Raw genomic sequence first — 14011 nt, 5'->3', positions numbered from 1 at the left:
TTCTCCGTTCTTAAGCTTTTTTTGGCAAACTGGACAATGGTATCGCTTCAATGTTGGTTGACCCCAACATTTGGGATGAACTGCTCATTCTTACGTCCGGCTAGGCGGGATAAACAGAGGTCCTGCTGGAGCGCCGGGGATTCGGAGCGGGTGACTGAAGGGCCTTGAGTGGAGTGTTTTGGAGCGCCGCCCGACCCCAACGCCTGCCTGGCGCCAGCATATGCAGGCGGGCTTTCCGCGCAAGGGCCGGGTGGCCGGGGGCTACTCCATTTCCAGGCCAGCAAGAGGTTGGGGTGAACCACAGACCTTCATCATCGCCCTTGGGACAGAGGTGGCCCTGGATCGGCATTGATGGGGAGGACAGGGCCGAACGAAAAGCCCTACCAGGCGAGGGGGTTGAAAGAGAGGGGGCCTGGAGCCAATAGCCGCAGATCATAGTCCGAGCGGTAGCTGGACGAGGTGGCCTGCCAGGTCTTGCGGACCGGGTCTGCCTTCCGGATGGCCATCCCTTTGGCGTAGGCGGCCCAGTCTTTGATCGCCAGGAGGATGACGACGTCGTTGGCGTTGCCGGTCATCGAATAGACGCCGACCAGCTCGCGCCCTACGCGACAAAGGAGGATCGTACGATCCGACCGTCTTGGACGACGGACACCCGGGCATCAGCCGGCTGACACCTGTCGCCAGCAAAAGGAGGAATCCGTCTTCAGGAACCTTCCGCGTCAGCTGTAGCCTGATGCGAAGGTCCTTCGATTGTCAAAACGATGCTCTGCGGCTGCGCAGGCATGCCCTTTAATTCGCCGACAAAGGCACGGATCATGGCTTCCAGGGTAGCGCTCACAAATGGGCGTAACTCTACCGACTTGCCATCCACGGCGAGTGAGAACCCGCGCGCCCCGTTCGCCGATTGAAGCAACGAGCGCTCAACGAAGTCTGCGAGGCCCGGTGTGTCATCCCGGTCAAAGTCAGGAACAGAAGAGGCGCGAGGCTGGCCTCGGCCAACAGTGGCGACAACGTGCGAGATCCCGTGCGGGACGTCTTCTCCGTTGTGAATCCAGATCTTAGGCGCGGAGCAGCGCTTGAAGCCCTCAGCGATGACGATGTGGTACGCCTGTCCCAAGGCCTCAACGATCCAATCCAGGGGCATATCACCAATGGTACGCTCCTTCTTGGTAAGAGCGCCAGGTGAACTGACGACGACTGCCTCCGCGCCGGAATCGAAGAGGCGCTCGCTATCGGTCCGGGGATCGCCGGAGTCATGACCGTGGGCGGCGTGTTTCACGGCGGCAACCCGATATCCTCGGCCAGCGAGCTGGCGCACAAGCCCGGATGCGACGGTTGTCTTCCCGCTGCCTGAAAAGCCGGAAATGACCACGAGTGGGATCGTCATAGCAGTTAATGAGCATCCGGACGCTTGGGCGGGCTGGTCTGTTTACTCTTCCGCTCCTTCCAGAACTGGAAGGCAAGCAGCCCGGTCAGCCCAGCGATGAGCACGCCCCAAAATGCAGTGAAGCCAGGCACGAGCCAGTCGTCTCCGCCCGGTCTGGCAACCGCGGACGGGGCGGTGCGGAGGCCGACGGGACTCCACAGCGAATAGGCCTTCATTCCGTTGCGCTCCTGGCGGGAGCCGTCCCAGACTGCAAAGGCAACCGGCACCGCCTGGCCTTCGGCAAATGTGAACTTGGCTTGCTGCCTCGGTACGGAGATGAGCACCTTCCAGCCGCCATTCACCCACTCGCCCAGCCCACGGGCATCTTGGTGATCCGTGGGCTCCAATGTCCCAAACCCCTCAGCGCGCATCTTCTGCACCGGGCCGATCTTTTCTTGCGCAAGCGGGTCTGCAAGGGTGTTGCCCACAGCAGCTGCGGTAAGATACTCCTTGCGCCCTTTGGTGAGGTAGTCAGTCGCCTCCGGTATCTTTCCCTCTGGCGCCCCCGAGTACTGGTAGTGATCCCCGACCATGTTGGGATGCGCTTCTTCCACATCAACAAGCCGGGCGAACTGCCAGTCACTCTTCCAGTGGTAGATCGTGACACCCCTGCCCGCCTCGCCCATCATGAAAGACGGAGGCTGTCCCTGGGGGTCTTCGGGAAACTGGATGGCAACCCCATCGCGGAACTGGGCCACGGTGCTTAGATCTGCATCCTTGTGAGCATCCAGCCACTCGACGAGGAATCCGACTCGCTCCGCATCGTATAGAACTCGGACCTGGATGGACTTGGCTCCAGCCTCCGTCACCCGAGGCACGACGATATTTTGCGGATGCATTGTGATCGTAGCGGGAAGCGCTTTCAGCCATGCAGAGTCGCTTGGAGATACCGGAAGTTGCGCAACCGGTGCGGCGATGATGTCCGCTTGAAGGACCTGCCCGTGCGCCCGGCCACGGCGGGAGCGAACCAGCCATGCCATCGAGGCTGCTGCGCCGGCGGTCACCACAGCTCGCCTGGTTACGGGACGTTCGAGAACGCTCATGTCGTTCCTCCTCCAACGGCTGCCGCCTGATCAAAGGCGCAGCCGTCAGTCTCCGGCTCTTCCTGAGGCATCGGCCCCCGATCCCTAGACATGGGGAGACGGAAGAGCGCGGTCTCGTTATTGATGTGGTGCTCCAGAACCACGGCCAAGCTCCAGTAGGCGCTCGCCTGGCCGGCCTTTCGCGTCACCCGGCGGGCAAAGGACTGTACCCACGGGGCCAGATGGTCGGAGAGAAAGGCCCGCTGGGCATCGCGGCAGATCTGCAGTTGCTCCTCAGTACCGGCGCGCTGCAGACAGTAGGCCTCTTTCCGGGCGAGCACCTGCATGAACTCCAGCTCCACCCCCAGATGATCCGGACGGTCCTTAATCTCCGGGTTGAGCTTCACACCGAAGGCCTGGTAAAAGGCAGTGAGGGAGGCGATCGCATGCGTCTTTTGAAAGATATGCGCCTGCCCGTACTCGGTCTCATAGGGTGGACAGTCCTTGGGGACGCCGTGGCCGAAGACACGGATGAATTCCTCCACAAGAGCGTCGTCCTCCATGGTCTTCAGTATCCGCAGCGCGCTCTCTGCGGCCTTCCGGAGGCCTTCGGGAAAGTCGCCGGCGGCAACGGCCTCCCCGGTCTGCCTGAGCTGCGCCACGGTCCCAGAAAAGGGGTACAGAAAGGCCAGAGACAGGAAATCGTAGACGCGCGCCCGGGCCAACGCCGGAGCCGCTAGATCGAGTTGTAGTGTTTGTCCGGGCGGATGTGCTGTGGCTCTTCCACGCTCACGCGGCATAGCTCCTTCCCGTCCTTTCCATACCCCACCACGGTATCGTTGTACATCTGCCAGGCCCGCCCTGCGATGGTGGCTTCAAAGACCTTGGGCCCTTCCAGTATCTCGTACCTGTAGATAACCTTTTGGGTAGCGCCAAAGAGTTGCTGCACCGCAAGCAGCTCCCGGTCCGGGGCGGCATACTTCGCCAGGGCCTCATCCACCCCTGGCCCGAACATCTGGCGCAGGTATGGCCGGGGGACCCAGCGCGGAGGGATATAAAAGCCGTTGGGCGCCAGGCCGAACTGGGGATACAGCGGAAGCGCGACCTTGGCAACCTTGACCAAGTAGTAGATCGGGTTCTGCCGGTCGGTGGTCCACGATCCGTCCCGGCTCACAGGCACAAGGCCCTGCAGCCGAATCTTGCCCGGGCATGCGGTCACACATCGTGTCTGCAGCGGCGTGCCGGGAGAGAGGGGGTCTGTGCCTTCCACGCGCGGGTAGCAGCCGACGCACTTTTCGCTGGTCCGCGTGGTGGGGCGGTACATGGATTTCTTGTACGGACACGCCGCCACACACTCGCGATAGCCGCGGCACCGCGATTCATCAATAAGCACCACGCCGTCTTCAGGGCGCTTATAGATAGCCTTCCTCGGACAGGCGGCGAGACAGGCGGGGTAGGCGCAGTGATTGCACAATCGCTGGAGGTAAAAGAACCACGCCTTGTGCTCCGGCAGCGCGCCGGACTCTATCACAGTGTCGCCAGGCTTGCTTGTGACCCCGGTGGCTGTGTCCTCATACCAGTTGGGGGTGCGCCACTCCTCATCCGATGGTTCGTAGCCGAGCGCCGCGCGAGTCTGCGGGGTCTCGCTCTCCGCTGCCTCAAAGACCGTCATCCCTTCATAGGTGCCGTACGGACGCGCGGTGCCGTCCTTGTTCGCAGTGGTCCATGACATCCGTTTCCCTGCCTGTTGGTGGGCGCTGTCCAGCATCCCCAGCAGCTTCACATCCCAGCCCCGTGGATAGCTCCCGTACGGCTTGGTTTCCACGTTGTTCCACCACATCTGCTCCTGGCCCTTGGAGAATGTCCAGGTGCTCTTGCAGGAGAACGTGCACGTTTGACAGCCGATGCAGCGATTGATGTTGAACACGAAGGCCCACTGCTCGCGCGGGTATGCCGCCGCATAGGGGTACGACATCTCCCGGCCGATCTGCCAGTTGTATACCTTAGCCATGGTGGCCGCCTCCTGAGATCCAGCCGCCGCGCCATTCGCGCGCCAACTCCGCGATCCTCGCCTTCGCATTCTCCGGGCCGAGTGACCGCCACAACTGATGCGTGGCTCCGTAACACGGCGACCTGAACAGCATGCGTATCTGCTCTTCCGGCCAGCCCATCGAAAGGTACTCAACCACGATCTGATCGAGCGCTTCCGCGGGGTCTGCGCCCTCCAGCGCTACTGCCACAAGCTCCATCGGGTCTCCATCGTCGTGCTGCTGGCTCATGGATGGCCGTCCTTATGTCACCCGGGTGATGTCACCCTGGAGGTACCGCTGCATTGTGGCGTTCTCGTTGCCAGGGGTTACGCCGCTTCTTCCAGGCTCCCACACGCCCACGCCGCCGATCCCTCCCGGTTCAGCCTTGGTGATCCGCACCAGGGTCTCCTTGGGAACAGTGTTGACAGCGTGGTTGTCCGCTTCGCCTCCGAACATGAAGGCCATCTCGACCTTTTTCTTGTGAAAGAGCGTGTCTGTCTGGTGCATGGGCATGGACCAGTCCCGGGTGATGCTCTGATGCGAGCCATACCGCAGGTTGGCCTGATACCCGGTGTCGTGGGAGAGGGCCCGGCCGTCGGCGCGTGTCTCATGGGCCAGCACGCTCTTTTCCGTCGCCATGAACGGCGAATGCTTCATCATGACAACCTGGTAGGGATACGCCGGATTGAAGCGGACTCGGAGCATGAGGCGCGCCACTTTGTAGAACGGGTCCTTCGGGTCGGCGTTGAGATACGGGCGGTCTGCCGGGTTGGCGTCAACATACACGTAGTCGCCGTCCTGGATGCCCAGGTCCTTTGCCGCCTGAGGATGGATGTGGAGCTGATGTTCGGTGACGCCCGGCAGCCGCTTATCGGTGCGGAACTGATCGCTGAAGTTGGATTCCCACGCTTGATGCCAGTCTTCGGCGCTCCACTGTGAATGGACCCGGTGGCGGCCCTTGGGGGTGAGGGCGTAGAAAGAGAAACCCTGCCGCCAAAGCGGGTTGACCGTTCGCTTCGCCTCGGCCCATGACATCTTGTTGTTGGCGATGGTGCGAAGATCGGCGTCCAGCACCGCGCGCTGCAGCATCTCCGGAGTTACGCCGAAGTTGTCCGGGCGGACGTAGGGGTTCGTGGAGATGATCACATTCGGGAGATACGGGGTTGCTTCCGGCCCTTCCCGGTGCACGATGAAGTTCTCGCCCGCGGTGATGGCTTCCGGGATATCGGTATAGGCGTTCAGGCGCCCGGTATCCGTGTAGAAGGGCTGGTTCTCCGCGATCTGCTCGTAGAACGGCTGCCTTGGGTAGGTGCGGAAAAGCATCAGCGCCGCGCCCGGCACGCCGTACCTCCCAGCCATGATGTCGCTCACCTTATAGCCCGACGTGGTCGTCGAACCGTCCAACAGCCGTTGGATGTAGACCTCCGGCTTGCCCTCGATGGCGAATCTCCAATAATCCGCAAACCGGCGGTCGTTAAGCTGCCGTGCCAGCTCCTGCGCCACCCCCGCCAGGATCGCCACGTCGTCCTTCGTATCGTAGAGCGGCTTGAGGCCTCCACCGCCCCAGATCTGAAGGAATGGGTTGGAGCAAGAGGCGGTGACTTCCAGCGTCTGGAACTCCAGCCAGGAGTTGGCCGGAAGGTTGATATCCGCGTACTCCCCGGAGGACGTCATCTCGATATCCTGGTTGATGATAACGTCAATCTTGGGGTTGACGTTCTTCACCACGCCATAGGCCCACTTGGCGTTATTGATCAGGTTCACATTCGTGAACCAGAGGAACTTGGTGGGGGTCGGCATGTGGGTCTTGCCGGTGAAGTTGCGTCGTCCGTACCTCGGCGTATCCACGATGAGCGCCTGGTCGCCATGATCCCAGTAGGCCGGCTCCTCGTCTTTGGTGTAGGCGCGGACCCGTACAGCGGCGCCTGATGCGGCCGGATTCAACTCCGGGTCGAACGGGTCCTCGGCGATATACCCCTTGAATCCGGGGCCCGACCACGGGGCGCTCTGGAACAGGGCGGCCTTGTAGTTGCCGGCCCATGGGAAACAGCCGGCGCCGGGCTTCCCCACATTGCCGGTCAGCATGAGCGGGAGGAACGTGGCCCGGTTGTGCAACGTGGCGTGGAAGTAATGGTTGACGCCTTCCCCCACGTGGATCGCCACCGGCTTGATCGTGGCGATGTCCTTGGCGAGCCGCTCGATGAGGTCCCTGGGGGAGCCGGTGATCTCCGCGACGGTGCCAAGGTCGTAATCCTTGAGGTGTATCTTGTACAGCTCCCACAGTGTCATCACCTGCACCGACGTTCCATCACGGAGACGGACGGTCCCCTGCCACTCCAGTTCCGGATCTATGCCTGCTTGCATCATGCGCGCGCCAACATGGTCGCGGGTCACGGGCTTCAGTGTCCCCCGGTCGCGCACCACATAGTCGCCGAGCCTTTCATACTGGTCCTGTTTGAGGTGCTGGACCTCGAAGCTCGGGCCGTCAGGGCGAAGGCCGAGTTTGTAGTCGGGGAACACATCACCGGCTTGCAGCCGTTTCAGCGTGTCCGTGCGCACCAAGAGAGGGAGATCGGTGAATTGCTTGACGAACGCCTCGTCGTACCAGCGGTTCTCCATGATGATCTTGGACACGCAGAGAAAGATGGCGGTATCAGATATGCCCGGACGGGCGGAGATCCAGTAGTCCGCCTTTGTGGTCGGGGGGCTGTACTCTGGGGAGATCACCACGATCTTCGCGCCGCGCTCCATGATTTCGACGAAGAAGTGGCTCTCCGGCATCTTGTTTTCCACGAGGTTCTTGCCTACCTGGATGTGCAGCTTCGAATAGCGCAGGTCGTTGAAATCGCAGTCCGAGGCCTGCAGTCCGTGGACGAACGGCTGCCCGGGGGCCTGGTCGCCATGCCAGGTGTAGTTGGACCAGTTGCGGCCGCCCAAGGCTTGCCCCGGGCTCACGCCGCGCACGTGGGCATCGAGGACCGCCAAAAGGTTGGACATCCGGTAGAGGCCGTACTTCCCGATGACGCCGGTAAGACCCATGCCGCCACGCAGCTTCATCGTCCGCGTGCCCGCGCCCTGCATCTCCTCCACCATCTCCGGCTGATAGCCATCATTCCGCAGACGGCTCTGTCCCCGAGAGCCGCTATACGTCCCGGCGACCGCCCGCATCGCCCTGGCGATGTAGCTGAAGGCTTCATCCCAGGTGACGCGCACAAAGGTGTCTGTGCCTCTGGAGTTGAACTTATAGGTATCTCGAAGGGCGGCGTTGTCCGAGAGAGACGGGAATCCATCGTCGGCCCATTGCTTCCAGCCCTTGCGTATCGTTGGATACTTGAGGCGGTACGGCCCATAGACCCGGCGGTGCATCGTGAATCCCTTGCTGCACCCGCGCGGATTCCACGCGGCGGTAGCCTTGTTGCCGTAAAGGTCGCTCACATTGCCGGAATCGTAGTTCTGCTCCGTCCGCAGCACGACCCCATCTTTCACAAAAGAGCGCAAACGACAGGCATGCGTGTCATTCGGCGAGCAGATCCAGGTGAAGGAGGAGTCATAGGCGTATTGATCGCGGTACACCGTTTCCCAGGCACGGTTGGCGTATGCCGCGAGCGGGTTGGTTTCCTGAGTGAGCGGGATCAGGGTCCGTGACGCGAGAGCCGGTTCCAGGCGGAGCGACGACGTGATCTGCAGCGCCCCTGCGCCGAGGGCAAGGGCTCCGGTAGCCTTCAAGAATCGTCGTCGAGTGATACCGCTGGGTTTGCCTTCTTCCTCTGTGCTGCTCATTAGGACCTCATTTCGATGACTGGATGTGATGTCCTGTACGGTGACCAGCTAACCGAAGCCTAAGCAGGCCTTGTGAAGAAGCTGTGAACCTAAACGTGGAGACCGTGAAAAACCTGTGAAAATAAGCACGAGCGCTGGTTTGCGCAATCCCACCGGTCTGGTTACACCAGAGCAGCCTAGGTAGGGCCGGTCAGGCTTTACCAGGCGAGGGGGTTGAACGAAAGGGGGCCTGGAGTCAGGAGCCGCAGATCATAGTCCGAGCGGTAGCTGGACGAGGTGGCTTGCCAGGTCTTGCGGACCGGGTCTGCCTTCCGGATGGCCATCCCTTTGGCGTAGGCGGCCCAGTCTTTGATCGCCAGGAGGATGACGACGTCGTTGGCGTTGCCGATCATGGACCAGACGCCGACCAGCTGGCGCCCTACACGCTGGGTCGCCTCCAGGAAATTATCGTGGTAGTGGTTCAGGTAGTCGTTGCGCCTGCCGGGGAGGACGCGGATATATTCGTGCATGAAGACGCGGGCCTGGAGCCCCTGGGCCTGGAGGTCATGGAGCGTGGGGCAGAAGAAGCCCGGCTCCATGGTGATGGACGAGCCGCCGGTGCGCAGCTTCCAATCCGGGTCGGCCCAGGAGACGATGCCACCTGGGCCGGGGTAGCGCTCCATCACCTTGGCGTACTGCGCCCAGTCGTCGAACTCCCAGAGGAAGTAGACCTCGTGCCACTTGCCGGTGGCGCCCACCGTGTGGAAGAGCCCCATGCACCGGGGGATCATATCGTTCAGGCGGCGGGCGCCCTTATCCAGCTGGGCGTAGTAGGCCTCAACCTGCCCCGGGGCGATGTCCACGCGCTCCTGAAGGTAGACGTGCATGGGCGATATGGTACAGCAACGCAGCAATAATGGAAGCGGGCACGAGGCAGGGAACCGAGCGCCCCTATTGCAGGGGCGAAAAGTCCGTCGCCTCCAGGAAGCGGCGCGACCGCGAGGCGATGGAGGGGGCCACCTTCGCCCACCAGGCCTTGACGGCCGGGTCCTGGCTGACGCCCTTGCGCTGCCGCCAAAAGCCGTCCAGGCCGTCTATCCCCCAGAGGACAACCACCGTGTTGCCCTCTCCCTTCATCTCCATGGGCGGGGTGACCCACGAGCCGATGAGCGCCAGCCCCCGCTCCTTGGCCCTGGGCAGGTAGTCCTTCGCGAAGGCGGCGTTGAAGGCGCGCAGCCTCCCGGGCTTGAGCGTGATCTCGTCCACCACATAGATCATATGGGTTACGCCTTCTTCACCGGCTGGCGGCGCTCCTTGGCCTTGAAGTGCGGGATGACCTTCTCGCCGAAGAGCTCCAGGGAGCGCATGATGTGCTCATGCTTGATGTGGCCCACCTGCATCAGGCAGAGGAGCCGCTGGAAGCCGGCTTTCTCATAGTTCTCGATCTTCTCGATGCAGTGGTCCGGGTCGCCGATGATGATCATGTCCTGGGCGTCCAGCTCCTCCACACTGACCTCTTTGCGCGCGATCTTCTGGATGAGCGGATGCCGCGTCAGGATGTCCTGGTAGGCGGCCGTCTCCGTCTGCCCCATCTGCTCCAGGGCCGCGAAGCCCCGGGCGGCGTAGTTGATGTAGTACATCGCGCCGTCGCCGCCGCCGTTGGCATAGGCCTGCTTGTGGCTCTCGGCGCAGTGGACGATGGTGAAGACGCCCACCTCGTTGTTGACGAAGGCCCCCGCCGGGTCGCAGGTCTCGATGGCCTTGTAGTAGTTCTTCATCCGCCGCTGGAGCTCTTCCACCCCGGTCAGGAGCGTCATCCCGAGCACGCCCAGCCCGTTCTTGCCGGCAAGCTCCCAGCTTTCCGGCCCGGTGGAGGCCACCCACATCCTGGGGTGGGGCTTCTGCAGGGGCTTCGGCACGATGGAGCGCTCGGGGATGTTGAAGTAGCGCCCCTCATAGGAGAAGGGGTCCTTCTGCCACATCTGGGGAATGATGCGCACCGCCTCCTGCCACTGCTGGCGCGACTCATCGGCGTTCATCCCAAAGCCCTCGTTCTCCCGGGGGCTGGAGCGCCCGGTGCCGAACTCCACGCGGCCGTTGCTGATGATGTCCAGGGTGGCGACACGCTCGGCCACGCGCACCGGGTGGTTGAAGCGCCGGGGCAGGAGCGTCACGCCGTGGCCCAGGCGGATGTTGTTGGTGCGAGCCGCCAGGTTGCCCAGGATGACTTCGGGCGCGGAGGAGTGGGAGAACTCCTTGAGGAAGTGGTGCTCGACTAACCAGATGGTGTCAAAGCCCATCTTATCGGCAAGCTCCGCCTGTTGGATGGTCTCCCAGAACTTGCGATACTCGGCGTCCGGCCCGGGCTGCGGCTCGGGCATCTGGATCTCGTACAGCAGGTCTATCTTCACGTGCGCCTCCCCGGCGAGTCTGGCGGACGGCGCTACTCTAGCAAGCGGCGGCGAACAACGCAAAGGGCGGCGACTGCGGGAGGGCCGATGCGCGGCCTACTGCTTGGCGATGGTGGCCTTCTGGCGGCCCATCTTCCAGAGGCGGCCTCGGACGCGGGCGCTCAGCTTGAGCTTGCCCTCTGTGCTGTCCTGGTAGTAGAAGGTCGCCTCGCTCTGAGAGACGGGGATATCCAGATGCAGCGACTCTGAGGTAAAGGGCCCATCAGGCGTCTTGGCGAACTTGCCCGTCGGCGAGCTCGTCTCGATGACGATCCCCATGGGCGTGCGCTTCACGGCAAGGTAGCGCCCGGCAAAGCCGCGCACCTTCACGCGGATCAGCCCGGAGGGCTGGCTGGGCGCCAGGGACGATTGCGCAGCCGGGGACACTGGAAATACGGGGCCGGGGAACCCGCTACGCCAGGACGCCGGACTCCATGAGGCCGAGCCACTCTTCGTCTGACATCTTGAGGATCTGGGTGCAGACGTACTCGGTGTCCTGGCCAAGGACGGGGGCACCCCGGGGAACGGACGTATCGGCGTTGGAGTAGGTGACAGGCGAGCGCCGGGTGACGGCTTTGCCTATCTCCGGGTGATCGAATGTCTGGAAGAAGCTTCGGGCGGCAAAGTTCGGGTCCTCCACAAGACGGCGGCCATCGTTGACCACGCCGGCAGGGACGCCTAAGGCCTGCAGCGTCTGCATGATCTGCTCCGGGGAGCGCCCACCGGTCCACGCTTCAATGTGCGCGTCAAGCTCCTTGAGGTGCTCCAGGCGGCCCAAGAGAGTGGCGAATTTCTCTTGCTTGCTCCAGGCAGGGTCGCCCATGGCCTGAAGGAGGCCGTTCCAGTGAGCATCGGTGAAGACGGCGATGGCGCACCAGCGGTCATCGCCTTTGCACCTGTAGGCATTGTGCGGGGCGGCATAGTTGGAATAGTTGCCGTTGCGCACGCTATCGCGGTTGTTGACGGTGCCCTCAAGAAGGGTAGGGCCTAAGAAGTGCATGGAGGCTTCTACCTGGGAGTTATCTATGTAAAGGCCCTTGCCCGTCCGGCGGCGGTAATCCAGTGCGCCAAGGACGGCGGTGACGGCGAAGGGCGGCGCCGTGAAGTCTGTGTAGGCTATGCTGCCGAAGGGCTCTTTATCCGGGAACCCGGTGATCTGGTTGAAGCCGGCGAAGCCCTGGAGGTGAAAGCCCAGGCCGTGGTAGTGGGCGAAGGGCCCGGTCTGCCCCAGGGAGGACATGCTGATCATGATGATGTCCTCGTTCACCTTCTTGAAGTTCTCATAGGTGAAGCCCCATTCCTGCATGGTGCCGGGGGCGTAGTTCTCGATCACAACATCGGCCCAGGCGGCGAGCTTCATGGCGATCTCTCGCCCCTTGGGAGAGCCCATGTTCAGCGCCATGCTGAACTTGCCGGAGTTCATCGCGGCCCAGACGCCGCTGCGGTTGGTGCCGGGCTTGTTGTCCCGGTAAGGCTGGAAGTGGCGCATGACGTCTTGGCGCTTCACCGTCTCGACCTTCACCACTGCCGCGCCATTGTCGGAGAGGAACTTGGTGGCGAAGGGCCCGGCGATCATCCAGGAGAAATCGAGGACTTTCACATCGGAGAGGAGGCGTTTCATGGGCGGGCCCTCTTTCCGGCGCCGAGGGCCTTGGCGAAGTAGTCGTCCACTTCCACCAAGGGGCGCACTTCAAACTCGACCCAGTTGAAGAGGGGATAGGAGGTGAGGTCGTCCATCAATGCCTTGTGGGAGGCGGCGTTGAAGATGGTGATGCCTCCACCGCCGGGGAAGACGTAGATGGCCTCTATGACGCCGCGCTTACGTCGGGCGTCTATGTAGGCCTTGGCGGCGCGGACTTTCCCGAGGGGCAGTTCGCTGAAGGCGCCGCGGTGCTTGGTGAGGAGGAGGTATTTCATCGCGAGCGACCTAATCCCCCACCACTTTCTTGAGAAGGAATGGGGTGCAATGCTGTAAGCCTAGGTTCAAGATATGCCCTTCGCATCAGATAACGCCCGCTTCCGCTAGAGAGATCAGCTCGTCCTTGGTCAGGCCGAGATCCTTCAGGTATATCTCATCGTTGTGCTCGCCCACCAGGGGGGCGCGGCCACGGGTGCCCCAGGGCGCGCCGTGGACCTTCCAATAGGGGCCGGGATACCTCAACGCGCGCCCAAGCTCGGGGTGTTCCACGTCCACCCAGAATTCGCGCGCCTTCAAGTGGCGATGGGCGAGGGCGTCTTTGATCGTGTTCACGGGGTAGATCATCATGTGGCGCTTGAGGGAGCCTTCCACCAGCTGCTCCTTGGTGTGGCGCATGAAGAACTCGCTGAAGACTTCGTCCCACTTGTCCAGCTGGGGCTGGGTGATATCCAGCATGTCTATGTCTTCCCACTTGGTCCCCTTGAGGCCGGTGTGCTGGCCATCCTCTTCCGCCCAGTCAATGATGAGGTGGGTGCGACGGCCCACCGCTCCTCCGGTGAAGAGCCGCCAGGTGACGAAGCCGTCCTTGCAGGGCCAGACGAGGCGCATGAGGATCTTGCCGCGTATCATCTTGGCGCCGACGCGGTTGGTCCCTTCCTTCTTGTTCATGATCCACTCTTGCATCGGCGGATCGAACATGAGAGCGAGGGCCTCTTGGATGCAGACATCAATATGCTGACCTTCGCCCGACTTCACACGGTCGTAGTGGGCGGCCAGGCTCGCCGCCGCGCCGTAGATGCCGCCGTGGTTGTAGGCCTGATCCTGGCTCATGCGAATGGGCGGTGAATCATGGTACCCGTTCTCCGACATGAAGCCGCCCATGCCCATCAGGATGAGGTCTGAGGCCTCATAGTTCTTGTACGGCCCGGTCTGGCCGAAGGGCGTGATGGAGGTGAGGACGATGTCCTTCTTGATCTTGCGCAGGGAGTCATAGCCCAAGCCCAGGCGGTCAAGATAGCCCGGCTTGAAGGATTCGAGAACGAAATCGGCCTTGGCGACGAGGCGACGGAAGAGGTCGCGGCCGTCCGCCGTTTCCAGGTTGAGCGTGATGCCGCGCTTGCTGAGGTTATAGGCGCACCAATAGAGACTGCGGTTGCGATCGGGGATGTCATCAATGAAGGGGCCGAGGTCGCGGGCGGAGTCGCCGCCGGGAGGCTCGATCTTCACGACGTCGGCGCCCATCTCGGCGAGGACCTTGCCGCACAGATGGCCTTTCAGGTCCGTCAGATCGAGGACGCGATAGGGGGCCAGGAGGCTCGGCATATCTTGAGCAGGCGACATAGTGGCGTAGTGTAGCAGATGGGATAAGGAGGAACTTGATTCGACCTAACCCCTTCCCTGAGAGG

14 protein-coding genes are annotated in these 14011 nt (G+C 62.4%); all 14 read right to left on the bottom strand.

The annotated features are described in order from the left end of the window. Positions 1 to 380: 380 nt before the first annotated feature. Positions 381 to 575 (bottom strand): hypothetical protein, encoded by a 195-nt coding sequence (locus tag FJ039_06075; GenBank protein ID MBM4405735.1) that lies wholly within the window; start codon positions 573 to 575, stop codon positions 381 to 383. Positions 576 to 703: 128 nt separating this feature from the next. Beyond that, the gene (gene mobB, locus FJ039_06070; protein MBM4405734.1) at positions 704 to 1387 is read right to left on the bottom strand and encodes a molybdopterin-guanine dinucleotide biosynthesis protein B; all 684 of its coding nucleotides are present in this window, start codon (positions 1385 to 1387) and stop codon (positions 704 to 706) included. A gap of 5 nt (positions 1388 to 1392) precedes the next feature. Continuing rightward, positions 1393 to 2469: a hypothetical protein gene (locus tag FJ039_06065; GenBank protein MBM4405733.1), complete on the bottom strand. Its 1077-nt coding sequence runs from the start codon at positions 2467 to 2469 to the stop codon at positions 1393 to 1395. Continuing rightward, on the bottom strand, positions 2466 to 3248 hold the full coding sequence (locus FJ039_06060) for a molecular chaperone TorD family protein (GenBank protein ID MBM4405732.1): 783 nt from the start codon (positions 3246 to 3248) through the stop codon (positions 2466 to 2468). Before FJ039_06060 ends, FJ039_06065 begins: the two co-directional genes overlap by 4 nt. Next, positions 3185 to 4459 carry a nitrate oxidoreductase subunit beta gene (locus FJ039_06055; GenBank protein ID MBM4405731.1) on the bottom strand — a complete coding sequence of 425 codons (1275 nt, stop codon included), beginning with the start codon at positions 4457 to 4459 and terminating at the stop codon, positions 3185 to 3187. Before FJ039_06055 ends, FJ039_06060 begins: the two co-directional genes overlap by 64 nt. Beyond that, on the bottom strand, positions 4452 to 4727 hold the full coding sequence (locus FJ039_06050) for a hypothetical protein (GenBank protein ID MBM4405730.1): 276 nt from the start codon (positions 4725 to 4727) through the stop codon (positions 4452 to 4454). The genes FJ039_06055 and FJ039_06050 overlap by 8 nt, the downstream gene beginning before the upstream one ends. Positions 4728 to 4739: 12 nt before the next feature. After that, positions 4740 to 8258: a twin-arginine translocation signal domain-containing protein gene (locus FJ039_06045; GenBank protein MBM4405729.1), complete on the bottom strand. Its 3519-nt coding sequence runs from the start codon at positions 8256 to 8258 to the stop codon at positions 4740 to 4742. Positions 8259 to 8455: 197 nt separating this feature from the next. After that, a complete protein-coding gene (locus FJ039_06040; protein ID MBM4405728.1) occupies positions 8456 to 9124 on the bottom strand; it encodes a hypothetical protein in 669 nt (222 codons plus the stop codon). A 64-nt stretch (positions 9125 to 9188) separates the two neighbouring features. Next, positions 9189 to 9515, bottom strand: a complete 327-nt coding sequence (locus FJ039_06035) for a hypothetical protein (protein ID MBM4405727.1) — start codon at positions 9513 to 9515, stop codon at positions 9189 to 9191. 5 nt (positions 9516 to 9520) lie between these two features. Further along, positions 9521 to 10648: an LLM class flavin-dependent oxidoreductase gene (locus FJ039_06030; GenBank protein MBM4405726.1), complete on the bottom strand. Its 1128-nt coding sequence runs from the start codon at positions 10646 to 10648 to the stop codon at positions 9521 to 9523. 96 nt (positions 10649 to 10744) lie between these two features. Further along, on the bottom strand, positions 10745 to 11074 hold the full coding sequence (locus tag FJ039_06025; protein MBM4405725.1) for a hypothetical protein: 330 nt from the start codon (positions 11072 to 11074) through the stop codon (positions 10745 to 10747). Between the two features lie 25 nt (positions 11075 to 11099). Continuing rightward, positions 11100 to 12308: a CoA transferase gene (locus FJ039_06020; GenBank protein ID MBM4405724.1), complete on the bottom strand. Its 1209-nt coding sequence runs from the start codon at positions 12306 to 12308 to the stop codon at positions 11100 to 11102. Next, a complete protein-coding gene (locus tag FJ039_06015; GenBank protein ID MBM4405723.1) occupies positions 12305 to 12604 on the bottom strand; it encodes a hypothetical protein in 300 nt (99 codons plus the stop codon). The genes FJ039_06020 and FJ039_06015 overlap by 4 nt, the downstream gene beginning before the upstream one ends. Before the next feature lie 85 nt (positions 12605 to 12689). Then, entirely contained in the window at positions 12690 to 13946 is a 1257-nt protein-coding gene (locus FJ039_06010) for a CoA transferase (GenBank protein ID MBM4405722.1), read from the bottom strand. Between the last annotated feature and the right edge of the window lie 65 nt (positions 13947 to 14011).

It is taken from the genome of Chloroflexota bacterium, from assembly GCA_016875535.1.
In the GTDB taxonomy this organism is placed as follows: Bacteria; Chloroflexota; Dehalococcoidia; order SHYB01; family SHYB01; genus VGPF01.
This window is presented reverse-complemented; position numbering and strand designations above follow the sequence as displayed.

Coding starts and splice junctions, on each gene's coding strand:
- FJ039_06050 (MBM4405730.1), bottom strand. CDS start 4,727: ATGAGCCAGCAGCACGACGATGGAGACCCGATGGAGCTTGTGGCAGTA.
- FJ039_06055 (MBM4405731.1), bottom strand. CDS start 4,459: ATGGCTAAGGTATACAACTGGCAGATCGGCCGGGAGATGTCGTACCCC.
- FJ039_06015 (MBM4405723.1), bottom strand. CDS start 12,604: ATGAAATACCTCCTCCTCACCAAGCACCGCGGCGCCTTCAGCGAACTG.
- FJ039_06040 (MBM4405728.1), bottom strand. CDS start 9,124: ATGCACGTCTACCTTCAGGAGCGCGTGGACATCGCCCCGGGGCAGGTT.
- FJ039_06045 (MBM4405729.1), bottom strand. CDS start 8,258: ATGAGCAGCACAGAGGAAGAAGGCAAACCCAGCGGTATCACTCGACGA.
- FJ039_06060 (MBM4405732.1), bottom strand. CDS start 3,248: ATGCCGCGTGAGCGTGGAAGAGCCACAGCACATCCGCCCGGACAAACA.
- FJ039_06075 (MBM4405735.1), bottom strand. CDS start 575: ATGACCGGCAACGCCAACGACGTCGTCATCCTCCTGGCGATCAAAGAC.
- FJ039_06035 (MBM4405727.1), bottom strand. CDS start 9,515: ATGATCTATGTGGTGGACGAGATCACGCTCAAGCCCGGGAGGCTGCGC.
- FJ039_06020 (MBM4405724.1), bottom strand. CDS start 12,308: ATGAAACGCCTCCTCTCCGATGTGAAAGTCCTCGATTTCTCCTGGATG.
- FJ039_06010 (MBM4405722.1), bottom strand. CDS start 13,946: ATGTCGCCTGCTCAAGATATGCCGAGCCTCCTGGCCCCCTATCGCGTC.
- mobB (MBM4405734.1), bottom strand. CDS start 1,387: ATGACGATCCCACTCGTGGTCATTTCCGGCTTTTCAGGCAGCGGGAAG.
- FJ039_06065 (MBM4405733.1), bottom strand. CDS start 2,469: ATGAGCGTTCTCGAACGTCCCGTAACCAGGCGAGCTGTGGTGACCGCC.